Here is a 17,159-nt window from a genome sequence, read left to right on the forward strand (position 1 = left end):
CCGGGGCTCATGCTCTATTGGCTGACTGGATTGAGTGACGGCGGCGATGTCTTCAACCTCTTCCGCTACATCACTTTCCGGGCGGGCGGGGCGTTTCTTACCGCGCTGATCTTCGGGTTCCTCTTCGGTCGGCCGCTGATCGATGTGCTGCGCAAGCGGCAGGGCAAGGGCCAGCCAATCCGCACCGACGGGCCCGAGGGGCATTTCGTCAAGGCGGGCACGCCGACCATGGGAGGGCTGCTGATCGTCGGCGCGCTGCTGACCTCGACGCTGCTTTGGGCGCGGCTCGACAATGGCTTTGTCTGGATGGTGCTTTTCGTCACCATGGGCTACGCGGCGATCGGCTTTGCCGACGACTATGCCAAGGTGAAAAAGCAGAACACCGATGGCGTGTCGGGCAAGGTGCGGCTGGCCATCGGCTTTGGCATTGCGGCGGTGGCGGCGGCCTGGGCGGCATGGCTGCATCCGGCGGATCTGACCGGGCAACTGGCCTTCCCGGTGTTCAAGAACGCGCTGCTCGATCTTGGCTGGCTGTTCGTGCCCTTCGCGATGATCGTCATCGTCGGTGCCGCCAATGCGGTGAACCTGACCGACGGTCTCGACGGGCTTGCCATCATGCCGGTGATGATCGCGGGCGGCACGCTGGGCATCATCGCCTATGCGGTGGGCCGGACCGACTTCACCGAATATCTCGACGTGCACTATGTGCCCGGTACCGGCGAGATCCTGATCTTCACCGCCGCGCTGATCGGCGGCGGGCTCGGCTTCCTGTGGTACAACGCGCCGCCCGCAGCGGTCTTCATGGGCGACACCGGCTCGCTGGCTCTGGGCGGCGGGCTCGGCGCCATCGCCGTGGCCACCAAGCACGAGATCGTGCTGGCCATCGTCGGCGGTCTTTTCGTGGTCGAGGCGCTCTCGGTGATCATTCAGGTGCTCTACTTCAAGCGCACCGGCAAGCGGGTGTTCCTGATGGCGCCGATCCACCACCACTACGAGAAGAAGGGCTGGGCCGAGCCGCAGATCGTCATCCGGTTCTGGATCATCTCGCTGATCCTCGCGCTGATCGGGCTGGCGACGCTGAAGCTGCGCTGAGGCGGGGCAGGGGCAACGTCCTATCAAGGACGTTGCAAATCTCTTGCAAGAGATTTGTCCCGCACCGCCTGCTCTGGTGCGCGCCGCGCCGATGCGCTAGCCGTGAGGCACGAGCGTTTGCAGGCATGGGGACAATGGCATGATTCCGGTATCTGGCTTCGAGGAGCGCTGCGTTGCGGTGCTGGGTCTGGGGCGTTCGGGCCTGTCGGCGGCACGCGCGCTGCGCGAAGGCGGCGCTTCGGTGCTGGTCTGGGACGACAATGCCACCGCGCGCGAAACCGCCGAGGCGGAAGGTTTCGAGAGCCGCGATCTGGCACGACAGGGCGGCTTCGACGGTGTCGACTGGCTGGTGGTCTCGCCCGGCATTCCGCATCTCTACCCCGAGCCCAACCCGGTGATCGCCGCCGCCTGGGCTGCAGGCGTGCCGGTCGACAATGACATCGGGCTGTTTTTCCGCTCGCTCTCGGCCGCGGGCTCGGACTGGGACATGCACGACAGCCCGCCGCGGGTGATCGCGGTCACCGGCTCGAACGGCAAGTCCACCACCTCGGCGCTGATCCACCACATCCTGCAAAGCGCCGGGCGCGAGAGCCAACTGGCGGGCAACATCGGGCGCGGCGTTCTGGACATCGACCCGCCGGGCGATGGCGGCGTGGTGGTGCTGGAGCTGTCGAGCTATCAGACCGACCTTGCGCGCGCGCTGACGCCGGATGTGGCGGTGTTCACCAATCTCTCGCCCGACCATCTTGACCGCCACGGCGGCATGGGCGGCTATTTCGCCGCCAAGCGCCGGCTCTTCGCCGAAGGCGGCCCGGATCGCTGCGTGATCGGTGTCGACGAGGCCGAGGGGCAGTATCTGGCGAACCAGCTCTCGGAGGGGCCGACCGATGACCGGGTGATCCGGGTCTCGTCTGGGGCCAAGCTCTCGGGGCCGGGCTGGGTGGTCTATGCCCGCAAAGGGTTCCTCACCGAGTGGCGCAAGGGCCGTCAGGTGGCCTCGATCGATCTGCGCACGGTGAAAGGGTTGCCGGGGGCGCACAACCACCAGAACGCCTGCGCGGCCTATGCCGCCGTACGTGCGCTCGGCGTGGCGCCGCGGCAGGTCGAGGCGGCCTTCCACAGCTTTGAGGGGCTGCCGCATCGCAGCCAGATCGTTGCCGAGGCGGGCGGGGTCACCTATGTCAACGACAGCAAGGCGACCAATGTCGACGCGGCGGTGAAGGCGCTGCTGGCGTTCCAGAACATCCGCTGGATCTGCGGCGGGCTGATGAAGGAGGGCGGTCTTTCGGGGCTGGCGCCGGGGCTGGCCCATGTGACCAAAGCCTATGTGATCGGCCGCGAGGCGGCGAATTTCGCGCTGGGTCTGCCGGGGATCGAGGCCGAGATCTGCACCGATATGGCGACCGCCGTGGCGCGCGCCCGCGCCGAGGCGCAGCCCGGCGAGGTGGTGCTTCTGGCGCCTGCCGCAGCCAGCTTCGACCAATACGACAGTTTCGAAAAGCGCGGCGAGGATTTCGCCGCACGGGTGCGCGCCGCGCTTTAGGTCTTTTGCGGGGCGCTGCGCAGGCGGCTCAGATGGCCGCCCAGCAGCGCCTCCATGTGCACCGCGCCTAGCTGAGCGGGCATGCTCGGCAGCTTGAGGATGCGGGCGATGGCAAACCGGTGTGCGCCGCCGCTGGCGCGCAGCAAACTGCCGTCGCGGGCCACATGCAGCAGAATGCCGCCATGCTCGCGGCGGAAGTAATCCGGCAGTTCGGCGCGCGACAGCAGCCGCCCGCGCTGGCGGGTCTCTTCGAACACGCGGTCGAGCGCCGCATAGCGCGCGTCAAGCTCTTCGGCGGATCCGCAGTCGTCGGGGCGCTTGCCTTCGGAGATCTCGCGCATCAGTCGCGCGAAGAGCGGCGTGTCGCGCCACGGAACACCCTGCTCATAGTGCAGCACGCAGCTTTGCAGCTTGGTGTTCTTCGCGATCTCGCGGCGCTCGAGGTCCCAATCTCCGGGCACGATCATTCCGCTGTGCGGGCGGCGCAGATGCTGCGCGCCGCAATAGGTATATTCCACCTCCAGCGGATCGACGTGAATGAGCTCGTCCGAGAGCGGGGCGTCGCGCCCATAGCGCATCCGATTGAGCAGATCGCGCACGGCCTTGCGCGGCACCTGCGCGCGCAGGTCCCGAACCCAGTTCAGCGGGTGCAAAGTTGGATGGTCAGCGAAGGCCATGGGCACGCCCTGTGTAACAAGCGGAAGACAAGATGGAAGCAAAGCAGGGGTTTTTCAAGACCCAGCGTCAGCCAGCGGCGATGGATTGCCCGGCGGCGGCGCCCGAGGCCCAGGCCCATTGGAAGTTGTACCCGCCGAGCCAGCCGGTGACGTCCACCGCCTCGCCGATGAAATAGAGGCCCGCTTGGGTTTTCGAGCCCATGCTGCGGCTGTCGAGCCCATCGGTATCGACCCCGCCCAGCGTGACCTCGGCGGTGCGCCAGCCTTCTGAGCCGGAGGGGCGCAGCACCCATGCCTTTAGCGCCTCGGCCAGCGCCGCGGCGCGCTTGTCGGAAAGGTCGGCGAGATTGCCCGAAAGGTCGAGCTGATCCGCAAGATGGCCAACCAGCCGCTCGGGCAGGATCTGCCGCATCTCGGTGGTCAGCGCGCGTTTGCCCGCGCCCTTGCGCGCGGCGCGCAGATGCGCGGCGGGATCGAGGGCAGGGGAGAGATTGACGGTGATCTCCTCGCCCTCGTGCCAATAGCTCGACGCCTGCAGGATCGACGGCCCCGACAGGCCGCGATGGGTAAACAGCAGCGCCTCGTCGAAGCTGGTGCCGCCCGCCGTGACCCGCGCGGGCAGCGCAACCCCGGCAAGATCGGCGAAACGTCCTTCGGGGAAGGTCAGCGGCACGAGGCCGGGGCGGGGCGCGACCAGCGCGTGGCCGAACTGGCGTGCGATGTCATAGGCGAGCCCCGTCGCGCCCATCTTGGGGATCGACCGCCCGCCGGTGGCCACCACGAGGTTCCTTGCCCGGATCACCGTCTCACGGCCCTCGCGCTCGACCCGGGCGGTGTAGAGGCCATCGCCATAGGTCAGCTCACGCAGCGAGGTCTGCAGCCAGATATCGGCACCCGCGGCCTCCATCTCGCGCAGCAGCATGGCGACGATCTGTGTCGCCTTGCCGTCGCAGAAAAGCTGTCCGAGGGTCTTTTCATGCCATGCGATGCCGTGGCGCGAGACCAGTTCGATGAAATCCCACTGGCTGTAGCGTGCCAGTGCGGATTTGCAGAAATGCGGGTTCTGCGACAGGAAACGCGAGGGCTCGGTGCCGAGGTTGGTGAAATTGCAGCGCCCGCCGCCCGAGATGCGGATCTTCTCGCCCGGCGCGCGTGCGTGATCAATGACCAGCGTGCCGGGCCCGGCATGGGCGGCACACATCATGCCAGCCGCGCCGGCGCCGAGAATGAGCGTGTTGATCTCCATGCCGCCCTGAAACACCGGATCGCGCCGCGCTGCAAGAGCGGGCAGGGGGCCGATGCAGAGCACAGGAGGGCCGCCGCGTACTTCCCAAACGGCACGGCAGGTGCTAGCCTCGCGCTCAAGATCCGGGAAAACCCGGACGATCAGGCAAATTGAGCGGTACTCCCATGACGGAAATGGTCTACGGCGCGGTCTCCGTGCGCGATGGCGAACCTGTCCTGCCCAAATGGTGGCGGACGGTGGACAGATGGTCGCTGTCCTGCATTCTTATGCTTTTCGGGGTCGGCATCCTGCTGGGCCTTGCGGCCTCGCCGCCGCTGGCCGAGCGCAACGGCTTTGCGCCCTTTCATTACGTGCAGCGGCAGGCGCTGTTCGGCGGGCTGGCGCTGACGGCGATGTTCCTCACCTCGATGATGACGCCGGTGATGGTGCGCCGCGCGGCGGTGATCGGCTTTCTCTTCGCCTTCGCCTCGTTGCTGGCGCTGCCGTTCCTCGGCACCGACTTTGGCAAGGGCGCGGTGCGCTGGTACTCGCTGGGCTTTGCCAGCGTGCAGCCGTCGGAATTCCTCAAACCCGCCTTCGTGATCGTCGCCGCATGGCTGATGGCCGCAAGCCAAGAGATCGGCGGGCCTCCGGGCAAGCTGTGGTCCTTCGGCCTGATGTGCGCCATCGTCATCACCTTGGCATTGCAGCCCGATTTCGGTCAGGCCTGCCTTATCCTCTTTTCCTGGGGCGTGATGTGGTTCGTTGGCGGCGCGCCGATGTTCCTGTTGCTGTGTCTTGCCGGGCTGGTGGTTCTGGGCGGCACCTTTGCCTATAACAACTCCGAGCACTTCGCGCGCCGCATCGACGGTTTCCTGACGCCGGATGTCGATCCCAACACCCAGCTTGGCTATGCCACCAACGCCATCCGCGAGGGCGGGTTTTTCGGCGTCGGCGTGGGCGAGGGGCAGGTGAAATGGTCGCTGCCCGATGCGCATACCGACTTCATCATCGCGGTCGCGGCCGAGGAATACGGGCTGGTGCTGGTGATGGTGATCATCGCGCTTTACGCCACCGTGGTGGTGCGCTCGATGACCCGGCTGATGCGCGAGCGCGATCCGTTCATCCGGCTTGCCGGGACCGGGCTTGCCGCCATCTTCGGCGTGCAGGCGATGATCAACATGGGCGTTGCGGTGCGGCTGCTGCCCGCCAAGGGCATGACGCTGCCCTTCGTCAGCTACGGCGGCTCGTCGCTGATCGCGGGCGGCATCGCCGTGGGCATGCTGTTGGCCTTCACCCGCTCGCGTCCGCAGGGCGAGATCGGCGAGATCCTGCGTGCGCGCATGCGCTGAGCCATAGCGCGGGCTGCGGTGCTTTCCCGCCGCGGCCTGCTGCGATAAACGGGCGCGAAATCGTGGTGCCGCGCCCGAGTCAGAGTATCGGTAAAGCGTGGTGGTGAAGCAGAGGCAGCGGGGCGTCAGACCCCGCAGAGAGGTCGAGCATATGGCGGAACAAAGCAGGCGCCCCCTTCTGGTCATCGCGGCCGGCGGCACGGGCGGGCATATGTTCCCCGCGCAGGCGCTGGCCGAGATCATGCTGCGGCGTGGCTGGCGGGTGAAGCTCTCGACCGACGCGCGCGGCGCGCGCTATACCGGCGGCTTCCCTCACTCCACGGAAATCGAAGAGGTCAGTTCGGCCACCTTCGCGCGCGGCGGGATGATGTCGAAGATCACCGTGCCGCTGAAGGTCGGCCGGGGCATCCTGTCGATGGCGCGCCGGTTCCGCCGTGACCGCCCCAATGTGGTGGTGGGCTTTGGCGGCTACCCGTCGATCCCGGCGCTCGGCGCGGCGCGGCTGCTGAAGCTGCCCTCGATGATCCATGAACAAAACGGCGTGCTGGGCCGGGTGAACGAGATCTTCGCCAAGAAGGTCAACGCGGTCGCTTGCGGCACATGGCCGACCAAGCTGCCCGAAGGCGTCGAGGGCATTCCCGTCGGCAACCCGGTGCGCAGCGCCGTGCGCGAGCGGGCGGCGGCGGGCTATATCCCGCCGGGCGATTACCCGATGTCGCTGCTGGTGATCGGCGGCTCGCAGGGCGCGCGCATCCTGTCGGATGTGGTGCCCCCGGCAATCGAACGGCTGCCGATGGAGATCTTGCGGCACCTGCGCGTCAGCCATCAGGCGCGCGACGAGGACGGTGAGCGCGTCGCCAAATTCTACTACGAGCACGGCATCGACGCGGATGTGCAGCCCTTCTTCACCGATGTTCCGACGCGCATGTCCGAGGCGCAGCTGGTGATCTCGCGCTCGGGTGCCTCGTCGGTGGCGGATATCTCGGTGATCGGGCGGCCCTCGATCCTGATCCCCTACGCGGTGGCGGCGGGCGATCATCAGACGGTCAACGCGCAGGGGCTGGTGGATGCCGGTGCGGCGATCCGCATCCCGGAAAGCAAGCTCTCGGTCGAGGCGATGACCGAAGCCATGGCGGCGGTGCTGGCCAATGGCGAAGGCGCGGCGCAGATGGCCCGCGCGGCGCTGTCGGTCTCGCACCCGGATGCGGCGCTTGGTCTTGCGCAGATGGTTGAAGAACTTGCCGGTTTCGGAACAACCGACGAGTCCGAGCATTATGAAGAAGAACAATACCAAGAACAGGCGGGACAGCAGGAGGCCGGGCCAAGATGAAAGATGAAAGACTTCCCGAAGGAGGCGTGGCCATGAGCCCTGCAACCAAACTTCCGGGCGACGTTGGCCCGATCCATTTCGTCGGCATTGGCGGCATCGGCATGTCCGGCATCGCAGAGGTGCTGCTCAACCACGGCTACGCGGTGCAGGGGTCCGATCTCAAGTGCAGCAAGATCACCGAGCGGCTGGTCAATCTGGGTGCCGTGATCTTCGAAGGCCAGCACGCCGAGAACCTTGAAAACGCCGAGGTGGTGGTGATCTCTTCGGCGATCAAGCCGGGCAACCCCGAGCTTGACGAGGCGCGGCGGCGCGGCCTGCCGGTGGTGCGCCGGGCCGAGATGCTGGCCGAGCTGATGCGCCTCAAGTCCAACATCGCGGTCGCCGGAACCCACGGCAAGACCACGACCACGACCATGGTCGCCACGCTGCTCGACGCGGGCGGGCTCGACCCGACGGTGATCAACGGCGGCATCATCCACGCCTATGGCTCGAACGCGCGCGTGGGGCTGGGTGAATGGATGGTGGTGGAGGCCGACGAGAGCGACGGCACTTTCAACCGTCTGCCCGCGACCATCGCCATCGTCACCAACATCGACCCCGAGCACATGGAGCACTGGGGCTCGATCGAGAAGCTGCGCGACGGCTTCTACCAGTTCGTGTCGAACATTCCCTTCTATGGCCTCGCCGTGTGCTGCACCGACCACCCCGAGGTGCAGGCGCTGGTGGGCCGGGTGAGCGACCGCCGCGTGACCACCTATGGCTTCAACGCGCAGGCCGACGTGCGGGCGATCAACCTGCGCTATGAAAAGGGCGTGGCGCATTTCGATGTCGCTTTCCAGGTCGAGGACATGGTGATCGAGGGCTGCACCCTGCCGATGCCGGGCGATCACAACGTCTCGAACGCGCTGTCGGCTGTGGCCATTGCCCGCCATCTGGGCATGACCGCCGATGAGATCCGGGCTGCGCTGGCGGGCTTCGGCGGTGTGAACCGCCGCTTCACCCGCGTCGGCGAAGTGAATGGCGTGACGATCATCGACGATTACGGCCACCACCCGGTGGAGATCGCCGCGGTGCTGAAGGCCGCGCGGCAGGCCTCGGAGGGCCGGGTCATCGCCGTGCACCAGCCGCACCGCTACTCGCGCCTGCATTCGCTGTTCGACGATTTCTGCACCTGCTTCAACGAGGCCGATGTGGTGGCCATCGCCGAGGTCTATGGCGCGGGCGAGGACCCGATCGTGGGTGCGACCCGCGACGATCTTGTCGCCGGGCTGATCCGCCACGGCCACCGTCATGCGCGCGCGATCATCAGCGAGGATGACCTCGAGCGGCTGGTGCGCGAGCAGGCGCGTCCGGGCGACATGGTGGTCTGCCTCGGCGCGGGCACGATCTCGACGTGGGCCAACAACCTGCCGGCACGGCTGGAGAAATGAGCAGGGCGCGCCCGTGACTTTGCTCTGGGCCATCGCGGGCGTGATCGTCCTGCTGGCGGCGGTGGCGGTGCTGGGAATCCTGCGCCGCCTCGTCTTTTTCTTTGCGCTGGCGTTCTTCGGACTGCTGGCGCTGCAGATCCACCACGACCCCTCGGGCAGCGCGGCGCTTATCGCCAGCACCGGCGGAGGGTTGCTGGTGGCATGGCCGGTGCGGCGGTTCCTGATGGGGATGCTGGTCTGAGGTGAGGCGGGCGAGCGCTGGCCCGTGGGGTGGCGCTGCTGCGTTTGTTGTGCGCGCTTTATGCCAGCCAAGTCCGACGAATATTGGAGCGCCGCGCCAGATGGGCAAAGCGCCAGCCCGCCGGGACGGGCCAGCGCTCGCCCGGCGGCTTCGCCTTGACCCCGGGCGGCCGCTAACCTCGCGGGTGGCTTGCGACCCACCGGAACCTGCGCCACTCTGGTCCGAGCTGCCGGAGATGCCGCATGACCCCATCGCTCTATCTTGCCTGCCTTTGGCTGGTGCTGGCCAATGTGCTGGCGATGATCCCCTCGCGCGACAACCACTGGACCCGCGCCTATGCTTTGATCGCGCTTGGGCTGCCGCTGCTGGGCTGGGTGTGGTGGCAGAACGGGGTCTGGGTGGCGCTGCTGGTGCTGCTTGCCGGGGCCAGCGTGCTGCGCTGGCCGGTGCTCTATCTCTGGCGCTGGCTGCGCGGGCGCATCGCCTGAGCCGCACGGGCTCTTTACCCTTGCGGCGGAACAGGTCAGAACGCTGCGCATGATTGATCAGCTTCCCCCCGTTCGCGGTCGCCTGACGACAGGCCGCCCGCTGTCCGAACTCACTTGGCTGCGCGTCGGCGGGCCTGCCGAGGTTCTGTTCCAGCCCGCCGATCTGGAGGACCTGCAGCAGTTCCTTGCGGCGCTGCCTGCGGATGTGCCGGTGTTCCCGATGGGCGTCGGCTCGAACCTCATCGTGCGCGACGGTGGTCTGCGCGGCGTGGTGATCCGGCTCGGACGCGGCTTCAACGGCACCGAGATCGAGGGCACGCGGGTTACCTCCGGCGCGGCCGCGCTGGATGCGCAGGTGGCCAAGCGCGCGGCAGCGGCGGGCGTCGATCTGACCTTCCTGCGCACCATCCCCGGCTCGATCGGCGGCGCGGTGCGGATGAACGCGGGCTGTTACGGCACCTATGTGGCCGACCATCTGGTGGAGATCAAAGCTGTGCTGCGCGACGGCGCGCTGGTGACGATTCCCGCCGCCGATCTGCGGCTGGAGTACCGCCAGTCGCAGCTGCCCGAGGGCGCGGTTGTGGTCGAAGCGGTGTTCGAGGGCGTGGCAGGCGAGCCTGATGAGCTGATGGCGCGGATGGAGGCGCAGGTCAAAAAGCGCGACGAGACCCAGCCCACCAAGGATCGCACCGCCGGTTCGACCTTCCGCAATCCGGCCGGCTTCAGCTCCACCGGCAAGGCCGATGACACCCATGATCTCAAGGCGTGGAAGGTGATCGACGAGGCCGGGATGCGCGGGGCGACGCGGGGCGGGGCGCAGATGAGCCCTATGCATTCCAACTTCCTTGTGAACACCGGCGAGGCAAGCGCCGCGGATCTTGAGGGTCTGGGTGAGGAAGTTCGAAAAAGGGTTTTCCAACACAGTGGTTTGCAGCTACAGTGGGAAATCATGCGGGTCGGCGATCCGCTGGAAAACGAGGGCGGCTAACGCCCCGGCACCCGTTCCCGGATCGGCGCAAAGCCCATCCATATAAGGCAGGCGGGATGCATCGAACGAGGCGGCAGTCTTCCCCGGAAATTCAGGGTCGCACGCCGTGGTAAATCCAACTCGCGGGCCGAATTGAGCGGTGCGCGAGATGCTCGACCGGGGCGAACCCCGGCGACACACATGACGGGGCGCAAAAGCCCCGCACAACGAGGCAGTTTTGGGGATGTCGAGCAGGGCAGCTCCCAAAGTGGCGGTATTGATGGGCGGACCCTCGGCTGAACGCGAGGTGTCGCTGAGTTCCGGTCAGGAATGCGCCGCCGCTTTGCGGGACGAGGGATTTGATGTGATCGAGATCGACGCGGGGCCTGATCTGGCCGCGCGGCTCAAGGATCTGTCTCCCGACGTCGTCTTCAACGCACTTCACGGTCGCTGGGGCGAGGATGGATGCGTGCAGGGCATGCTGGAGTGGCTCCGCATCCCCTATACGCACTCTGGTGTGCTGTCGTCCGCGCTGGCGATGGACAAGGAACGCTCCAAGCAGGTCTATCGCGCCGCCGGTCTGCCGGTGGTCGAAAGCGTGCTGGCGGATAAGGCCGAGGTCTGCGCCCGTCACGTGATGGCGCCGCCCTATGTGGTGAAGCCCTACAATGAGGGCAGCTCGGTTGGCGTCTATCTGGTGATGGATGGGGCCAACACGCCGCCGCAGCTGTCCGAAGAGATGCCGCAGACGGTGATGGTCGAGACCTATGCGCCGGGCCGCGAGCTGACCACCACGGTGCTGGGAGATCAGGCGCTGACCGTCACCGACATCATCACCGACGGCTGGTACGACTACGACGCCAAGTATAAGGCAGGCGGCTCGCGCCACGAGGTGCCCGCCGACGTGCCGCAGGAGATCTTTGATGCCTGCCTCGATTATGCCGTGCGCGCGCATAAGGCGCTTGGCTGCCGTGGCCTCAGCCGCACCGATTTCCGCTGGGACGAGAGCCGGGGCCTTGATGGGCTGGTGCTGCTCGAGACCAACACCCAGCCGGGCATGACGCCCACCTCGCTGGCGCCCGAACAGGCGCAGGCGTCGGGCATGTCCTTCGGCGCGCTCTGCCGCTGGATGGTGGAGGACGCCTCATGCGACAGGTAGGGGCCGCCCCCGCGCGGATGCCGCGCCCGCAGAAGTCTCGCCCGCAGCAGGTGCATCGCTCGGATCCGGCGCCGTCGCGGCTGAAGTACCGGCTCGAGCGGTTGATGCTGACGCCGCTCTTTCGCTTCACGCTGCACATCGGCATGCCGTTCCTGATCGGCGTTGGCGGGGCGGCGGCGTATTTCTCTGTCGACAGCAACCGCGAAGCCTTCGTCGGAGCCATCATGTCGGTGCGCGACCAGATCGAGGCACGGCCCGAGTTCCGCGTGAACCTCATGGCGATCGACGGGGCCAGCGACGGCGTTGCGGCGGATGTGCGCGAAATTCTGTCGCTCGACTTCCCGCTCAGCTCGTTCGATCTCGACCTCGACCAGATGCGCGAGATCATCACCGGCCTTGATGCGGTGAAATCCGCCAGCCTGCGGATCACGCAGGGCGGGGTGCTCGAGGTGAATGTGGTCGAACGTGTGCCGGTGGTGCTGTGGCGCGGGCTGCGCGGGCTGGAACTGCTCGACGAGGGCGGCGCGCTGGTGGGACCTGCCGGGCGCCGTGCGAGCCACGCCGATCTTCCGGTGATTGCTGGCACGGGCGCCGAAGCGCATGTGCCCGAGGCGCTGGACCTCTTTGCCGCCGCCGCACCGCTGGCCGGGCGGCTGCGCGGCCTCGAGCGGGTCGGGCTGCGGCGCTGGGATCTTGTTCTGGATAAGGGGCAGCGCGTTCTGCTGCCCGAAGAAGGCGCCGTTCAGGCGCTCGAAAGGGCCATGGCGATGGACGGCGCCGTGGACATGCTGTCGCGCGATATCGCGGCGGTCGATCTGCGCCTTGCGCAGCGTCCGACGCTGCGGCTGAACCATAGCGCGGCGGAAGAATACTGGCGGATCAAGTCCATCGAGACTGGGGAAAAACGATAATGTTCGAGCTATACGAGTCCCAGCGCGCGATGCGCAACATGCGCAAGGCAGCGATGCAGCGCGGCGTGGTGGCGGTTCTGGACGTGGGCAGCTCGAAGATCGCCTGCCTTGTGCTGCGGTTCGACGGCAGCGATCAGGGCGAAGACAGCGGCGTCGGCTCGCTGGCGGGGCAGGCCGGGTTCCGGGTGATCGGCGCAGCCACCACCCGCTCGCGCGGGGTGCGCTTCGGCGAGATCGCGGCGATGAACGAGACCGAGCGGGCGATCCGCACCGCGGTGCAGGCGGCGCAGAAGATGGCGGGCATCCGGGTCGACCACGTGATCGCCTGTTTCTCGGGCGCCGAGCCGCGCAGCTACGGGCTCGACGGCCATGTGAGCGTTGATGGCAGCACGGTGACCGAGCAGGACGTGGCGCGGGTGCTCTCGGCCTGCGACGTGCCCGAGGTTGGGCATGGCCGCGAGGTGATGCACGCGCAGCCGGTGAACTTCGCGCTGGACCACCGCTCGGGGCTGAGCGATCCGCGCGGGCAGATTGGCCGCGAACTGACCTGCGACATGCACATGCTGACGGTCAACGCGCAGGCGATCCAGAACCTCGCCCATTGCGTCAAACGCTGCGATCTGGAACTCGCGGGCATTGCCAGCTCGGCCTATGTGTCGGGCGTGGCGGCGCTGGTGGAAGACGAGCAGGAACTGGGCGCGGCCTGTATCGACATGGGGGGCGGCGCCACCGGCGTGTCGATCTTCATGAAGAAGCACATGATCTATGGCGATGCGGTGCCCATGGGCGGCGATCACGTCACCGGCGACATCTCCATGGGCCTGCAGATCCCCATGGCCATGGCCGAGCGGATCAAGACCTTTTACGGCGGCGTACATGCCACCGGGATGGATGATCGCGAGATGATCGAGATCTCGGGCGATACCGGCGATTGGCACCATGACCGGCGGCAGGTGAGCCGCGCTGAACTGATCGGTATCATGCGCCCGCGCGTCGAGGAGATCCTCGAAGAGGTGCGCGCCTGCCTCGATGCGGCGGGCTTCGAACATCTGCCGAGCCAGCAGATCGTGCTGACCGGCGCTGCGAGCCAGATCCCCGGCCTTGATGGGCTGGCGAGCCGCATCCTTGGCAGTCAGGTCCGGCTGGGCCGCCCGATGCGCGTGCACGGGCTGCCGCAGGCCGCCACCGGGCCGGGCTTTGCCTCGGCGGTGGGGATGTGCCTCTTTGCTGCCCATCCGCAGGACGAATGGTGGGACTTCGAGATCCCGGTCGAGCGTTACCCGGCCCGTTCGCTGATGCGCGCGGTGAAGTGGTTCCGCGAGAACTGGTAAGCGAGTGGGGGCAGGGCGGCTCGCGGGCCGCTCAAACCCTCGCGAGATTGCGGTTTTCTTGCGGTGTTCACGCAATATTCCCGGTGACGCCAATTCGGGCCGATGCTAATTTAGGAACATGATCCGCACGGAAGATGCGGGCAGGGGACGTCGAGCAGGCTTCCCAAGACACCAGAAAAGATTTGCCGTTGCTGGCCCATGGGGCAGTGGCGCTTTTCTACGTGTTGTGTTGCTGCTGATGCTTTCTGCAAAATTTGGTGCGTTGGGCGAAATCTCGCGCGCATAGTCAATCCTATAGCCATATTTCGTGGTAGATCTGTGTTTTTTACGTGACCCAGCCCTAGGATCTCGGTAAGAATTATCCCCAAGGCGCAGGACAGGCGCGAACCAAGTCATAAAACGACAGGCGGAACATCACATGGCACTCAATCTCTCGATGCCCGGTCAGGAAGAGCTGAAGCCCCGGATCACCGTATTCGGCGTCGGCGGAGCCGGTGGCAACGCAGTCAACAACATGATCACCAAGCAACTCGAAGGCGTGGACTTCGTGGTTGCCAACACCGACGCTCAGGCGCTGCAGCAGAGCATGGCGACCGCCAAGGTCCAACTCGGTGTGAAAGTGACCGAAGGCCTCGGCGCAGGCGCACGCCCCTCGGTCGGATCGGCCGCAGCCGAAGAGAGCATCGAGCAGATCGTCGATCACCTCGCAGGCGCGCATATGTGCTTCATCACCGCCGGTATGGGCGGCGGCACCGGCACCGGCGCAGCACCGATCATCGCGCAGGCCGCGCGTGAGCTGGGTGTTCTGACCGTCGGCGTCGTGACCAAGCCCTTCCAGTTCGAAGGCGCAAAACGCATGCGCCAAGCGGAAGAGGGCGTCGAGACGCTGCAGAAGATGGTCGACACGCTGATCATCATCCCCAACCAGAACCTGTTCCGTCTCGCCAACGAGAAGACCACCTTCACCGAGGCCTTCAGCCTTGCTGATGACGTGCTCTATCAGGGCGTGAAGGGTGTGACCGACCTGATGGTCCGTCCGGGCCTGATCAACCTCGACTTCGCCGACGTTCGCGCCGTGATGGATGAAATGGGCAAGGCGATGATGGGCACCGGCGAGGCCGACGGCGAAGATCGCTCGATCCAGGCCGCCGAGAAGGCAATCGCCAACCCGCTGCTCGACGAGATCAGCCTCAAGGGCGCCAAGGGCGTGCTCATCAACATCACCGGTGGCCACGACCTCACCCTGTTCGAACTCGACGAAGCGGCCAACCGCATCCGCGAGGAAGTGGATGCAGACGCCAACATCATCGTCGGCTCGACGCTGGATGACACGATGGAAGGCCGCATGCGCGTCTCCGTCGTCGCCACTGGCATCGATGCCTCGGCTGTGCAGCACGATATCCCGGTGCCGCGCCGCACCCTCGCGCAGCCGCTGGCCAACGCCGAAGAGCAGGCCCCGGCAGCAGAGGCCGCACCGGCTCCGGTTCAGCCCGCAGCGCAGCTGCCCGCCGCAACCGTGGCGCAGGCCGCTCCGACCGCTCCGCAGGCGCAGCAGTACGAAGAAGACGAGCCCTCGCTCTTCGGTGAGATGCCCGCCGCGCAGCAGACCTATCAGGAAGAAGATGTGGTCGAGACCGATGACGGTCTGCCGCCGCCCGCTTACCGTCCGCAGGCCGCGCAGCCGCAGCCGCAGCCCAGCACGCTGGAAGCCGCACCCGAGAGCTTCGTCGCGCCGCGCGCACCGCAGCCCGGCCAGCCTTCGGCAGACACGATGAAGCGCCTGCACGCAGCCGCCGCCCGCAACAACCGTCCGGGCCAGCCCGCCGCTCCGGCGCGTCCGCAGCAGCCGCAGCAGGCTCCGCGGCGCGCCGCCGAGCCGGAGCGTCCCCGCTTCGGGATCAACTCGCTGATCAACCGGATGACCGGCCACGGCCACGAGCAGCAGCCGCAGCAGGGCGCACCCAAAGCCGCCGCCCCGGCAGCGCCCCAGCCGCAACCGCAACCGCAGGCTCGCCGCCAGCCGCCGATGCAGGCGCAGCGTCCGGCCCCCGCTCCGGCGCCCGAAGAGGCCCCCGAGCAGGACCGGATTGAAATCCCGGCCTTCCTGCGGCGCCAGGCAAACTGATAAATTCAGCCCGCGCCCCCTCGCGCGGGCTGACATTTTAAGGCAAGGCACGTCGAAAAGCCCTCTCGCAAGAGAGGGTTTTTTGATTTTAAATCAGTAGGTTGTCGAAACATATCCACAACTGGGCGTGCATCCGCGCATTAGGAAACCCGCATGTTTCACTTCGTTGCAATACTTGATTTGAGAACGTGAGCGCTGGTGAGTATCTCCGTTTGCAACAAAGGCGCGCGCCAGTGGGGAGGGGCGCTCCAAGCAAAGGTGACCAAAGTGCAAACGACGATCCGCAGTGCAGTGAGCTTCCAGGGCGTGGGCCTTCATTCCGGCGCGCCTGTCCGGATGACCATTCGCCCGGCTTCTGCCGAGCACGGCATCTGGTTCAAACGCACCGACATCCTTCTGGGCGACGCGCTCGTTCCGGCCCGCTATGACGCGGTCGAGATCTCGCCGCTCTGCACCCTGATCAAAAACCGCGCCGGTGTCTCCGTCTCGACCATCGAGCATGTGATGGCGGCGCTGGCGGGCTGCGGCATCCACAACGCGCTGATCGAGATCGACGGCCCCGAAGTGCCGATCCTCGACGGGTCCGCCGCGCCCTTCGTCCGCGAGATTCTCGCCCGCGGTGTGCGCGAGCTGCGCGCGCCTGTGCGTGCCATCGAGATCCTGACCCCCGTCGAAGTGCAGACCGCTGCCGGCTGGGCCCGCCTGTCCCCGGCGCAGGGCACCACGATGGAGTTCCACATCGACTTCGCCGATGCGGCGATCGGCACGCAGGACAAGGTGATCAACCTCGCCAATGGCTCTTTCGTCCGCGAGCTCTGCGACAGCCGCACCTTCTGCCGTCAGTCCGACGTCGAGGCGATGCAGGCCAATGGCAAGGCGCTTGGCGGCACCTATGAAAACGCGGTTGTCGTCGATGGCGACAAGATCCTGTCGCCGGGTGGCCTGCGCCATGCCGACGAGGCCGTGCGCCACAAGATGCTGGACGCGCTTGGCGATCTTTATACCGCGGGCGTGCCGATCCTTGGCCATTACACCGGCTTCAAGGCGGGTCACGCGATCACCAACAAACTGCTGCACGCGCTCTTCGCCACGCCCGACGCATTCCGCATGACGGTCTGCGATTCGCGCATGGCCGCGCGGCTGCCCGGCGCCGGTGTCGAGCGCGACGAAATCCCCGCGGTTGCCTGACGGCGGCGCCGTGCTCAAATCGGCGTTAAGGCGTTTTGCCCCGGATTTTTCTGTGCTAGGACCGTGCCATGGCCCCGAAGCGGGCTCTGCAATGAATGTG

At 66.7% G+C, this 17,159-nt stretch carries 15 protein-coding genes; 13 read left to right on the top strand and 2 right to left on the bottom strand.

Translation table 11 applies throughout. The features are described from left to right. The first annotated feature begins 9 nt into the window (after positions 1-9). Positions 10-1,092 carry a phospho-N-acetylmuramoyl-pentapeptide-transferase gene (gene mraY, locus ACXAD2_RS15105; RefSeq protein WP_066105234.1) on the top strand — a complete coding sequence of 361 codons (1,083 nt, stop codon included), beginning with the start codon at positions 10-12 and terminating at the stop codon, positions 1,090-1,092. A 139-nt stretch (positions 1,093-1,231) separates the two neighbouring features. Further along, positions 1,232-2,635: a UDP-N-acetylmuramoyl-L-alanine--D-glutamate ligase gene (murD, locus tag ACXAD2_RS15110; RefSeq protein ID WP_475171602.1), complete on the top strand. Its 1,404-nt coding sequence runs from the start codon at positions 1,232-1,234 to the stop codon at positions 2,633-2,635. Here murD and ACXAD2_RS15115 read toward each other — a convergent pair. Continuing rightward, on the bottom strand, positions 2,632-3,312 hold the full coding sequence (locus ACXAD2_RS15115) for a hypothetical protein (protein WP_475171605.1): 681 nt from the start codon (positions 3,310-3,312) through the stop codon (positions 2,632-2,634). The two genes, murD and ACXAD2_RS15115, sit on opposite strands and share 4 nt — an antisense overlap. Positions 3,313-3,379: 67 nt before the next feature. Continuing rightward, positions 3,380-4,558 carry a BaiN/RdsA family NAD(P)/FAD-dependent oxidoreductase gene (locus ACXAD2_RS15120; RefSeq protein ID WP_475174893.1) on the bottom strand — a complete coding sequence of 393 codons (1,179 nt, stop codon included), beginning with the start codon at positions 4,556-4,558 and terminating at the stop codon, positions 3,380-3,382. Positions 4,559-4,722: 164 nt separating this feature from the next. Here ACXAD2_RS15120 and ftsW point away from each other — a divergent pair, with 164 nt between their 5' ends. The 11 genes from ftsW to lpxC all read left to right on the top strand — a co-directional run bounded on the left by ftsW (position 4,723) and on the right by lpxC (position 17,059). After that, positions 4,723-5,889: a putative lipid II flippase FtsW gene (ftsW, locus tag ACXAD2_RS15125; protein ID WP_475171607.1), complete on the top strand. Its 1,167-nt coding sequence runs from the start codon at positions 4,723-4,725 to the stop codon at positions 5,887-5,889. 151 nt (positions 5,890-6,040) lie between these two features. Next, positions 6,041-7,219, top strand: a complete 1,179-nt coding sequence (locus tag ACXAD2_RS15130; RefSeq protein ID WP_083191226.1) for a UDP-N-acetylglucosamine--N-acetylmuramyl-(pentapeptide) pyrophosphoryl-undecaprenol N-acetylglucosamine transferase — start codon at positions 6,041-6,043, stop codon at positions 7,217-7,219. A gap of 32 nt (positions 7,220-7,251) precedes the next feature. Next, on the top strand, positions 7,252-8,649 hold the full coding sequence (gene murC / locus ACXAD2_RS15135; protein ID WP_475171610.1) for a UDP-N-acetylmuramate--L-alanine ligase: 1,398 nt from the start codon (positions 7,252-7,254) through the stop codon (positions 8,647-8,649). A gap of 13 nt (positions 8,650-8,662) precedes the next feature. After that, positions 8,663-8,890, top strand: coding sequence for a hypothetical protein (locus ACXAD2_RS15140; protein ID WP_157374065.1), 228 nt, complete (start codon positions 8,663-8,665; stop codon positions 8,888-8,890). Between the two features lie 242 nt (positions 8,891-9,132). Next, entirely contained in the window at positions 9,133-9,378 is a 246-nt protein-coding gene (locus tag ACXAD2_RS15145) for a DUF2484 family protein (RefSeq protein WP_475171614.1), read from the top strand. A 49-nt stretch (positions 9,379-9,427) separates the two neighbouring features. After that, positions 9,428-10,366, top strand: a complete 939-nt coding sequence (murB, locus tag ACXAD2_RS15150) for a UDP-N-acetylmuramate dehydrogenase (RefSeq protein WP_475171617.1) — start codon at positions 9,428-9,430, stop codon at positions 10,364-10,366. A gap of 259 nt (positions 10,367-10,625) precedes the next feature. Further along, complete coding sequence (locus tag ACXAD2_RS15155) at positions 10,626-11,504, top strand: D-alanine--D-alanine ligase (RefSeq protein WP_475171620.1); 879 nt, start codon at positions 10,626-10,628, stop codon at positions 11,502-11,504. Beyond that, entirely contained in the window at positions 11,492-12,415 is a 924-nt protein-coding gene (locus ACXAD2_RS15160; protein ID WP_224899188.1) for a cell division protein FtsQ/DivIB, read from the top strand. Before ACXAD2_RS15155 ends, ACXAD2_RS15160 begins: the two co-directional genes overlap by 13 nt. Continuing rightward, positions 12,415-13,746, top strand: a complete 1,332-nt coding sequence (ftsA, locus tag ACXAD2_RS15165) for a cell division protein FtsA (protein WP_164184718.1) — start codon at positions 12,415-12,417, stop codon at positions 13,744-13,746. Before ACXAD2_RS15160 ends, ftsA begins: the two co-directional genes overlap by 1 nt. Positions 13,747-14,164: 418 nt before the next feature. Continuing rightward, the gene (ftsZ, locus tag ACXAD2_RS15170; protein ID WP_475171621.1) at positions 14,165-15,871 is read left to right on the top strand and encodes a cell division protein FtsZ; all 1,707 of its coding nucleotides are present in this window, start codon (positions 14,165-14,167) and stop codon (positions 15,869-15,871) included. 267 nt (positions 15,872-16,138) lie between these two features. Continuing rightward, positions 16,139-17,059 carry a UDP-3-O-acyl-N-acetylglucosamine deacetylase gene (gene lpxC, locus ACXAD2_RS15175; protein WP_066107024.1) on the top strand — a complete coding sequence of 307 codons (921 nt, stop codon included), beginning with the start codon at positions 16,139-16,141 and terminating at the stop codon, positions 17,057-17,059. Positions 17,060-17,159 lie beyond the last annotated feature (100 nt).

This window comes from Salipiger sp. ABN3_019, from assembly GCF_056158605.1.

What these genes read in the sequence shown, in the direction of transcription:
- mraY (WP_066105234.1), top strand. Translation starts at nt 10, where the DNA reads ATGCTCTATTGGCTGACTGGATTGAGTGACGGCGGCGATGTCTTCAAC.
- murD (WP_475171602.1), top strand. Translation starts at nt 1,232, where the DNA reads ATGATTCCGGTATCTGGCTTCGAGGAGCGCTGCGTTGCGGTGCTGGGT.
- ACXAD2_RS15115 (WP_475171605.1), bottom strand. Translation starts at nt 3,312, where the DNA reads ATGGCCTTCGCTGACCATCCAACTTTGCACCCGCTGAACTGGGTTCGG.
- ACXAD2_RS15120 (WP_475174893.1), bottom strand. Translation starts at nt 4,558, where the DNA reads ATGGAGATCAACACGCTCATTCTCGGCGCCGGCGCGGCTGGCATGATG.
- ftsW (WP_475171607.1), top strand. Translation starts at nt 4,723, where the DNA reads ATGACGGAAATGGTCTACGGCGCGGTCTCCGTGCGCGATGGCGAACCT.
- ACXAD2_RS15130 (WP_083191226.1), top strand. Translation starts at nt 6,041, where the DNA reads ATGGCGGAACAAAGCAGGCGCCCCCTTCTGGTCATCGCGGCCGGCGGC.
- murC (WP_475171610.1), top strand. Translation starts at nt 7,252, where the DNA reads ATGAGCCCTGCAACCAAACTTCCGGGCGACGTTGGCCCGATCCATTTC.
- ACXAD2_RS15145 (WP_475171614.1), top strand. Translation starts at nt 9,133, where the DNA reads ATGACCCCATCGCTCTATCTTGCCTGCCTTTGGCTGGTGCTGGCCAAT.
- murB (WP_475171617.1), top strand. Translation starts at nt 9,428, where the DNA reads ATGATTGATCAGCTTCCCCCCGTTCGCGGTCGCCTGACGACAGGCCGC.
- ACXAD2_RS15155 (WP_475171620.1), top strand. Translation starts at nt 10,626, where the DNA reads ATGGGCGGACCCTCGGCTGAACGCGAGGTGTCGCTGAGTTCCGGTCAG.
- ACXAD2_RS15160 (WP_224899188.1), top strand. Translation starts at nt 11,492, where the DNA reads ATGCGACAGGTAGGGGCCGCCCCCGCGCGGATGCCGCGCCCGCAGAAG.
- ftsA (WP_164184718.1), top strand. Translation starts at nt 12,415, where the DNA reads ATGTTCGAGCTATACGAGTCCCAGCGCGCGATGCGCAACATGCGCAAG.
- ftsZ (WP_475171621.1), top strand. Translation starts at nt 14,165, where the DNA reads ATGGCACTCAATCTCTCGATGCCCGGTCAGGAAGAGCTGAAGCCCCGG.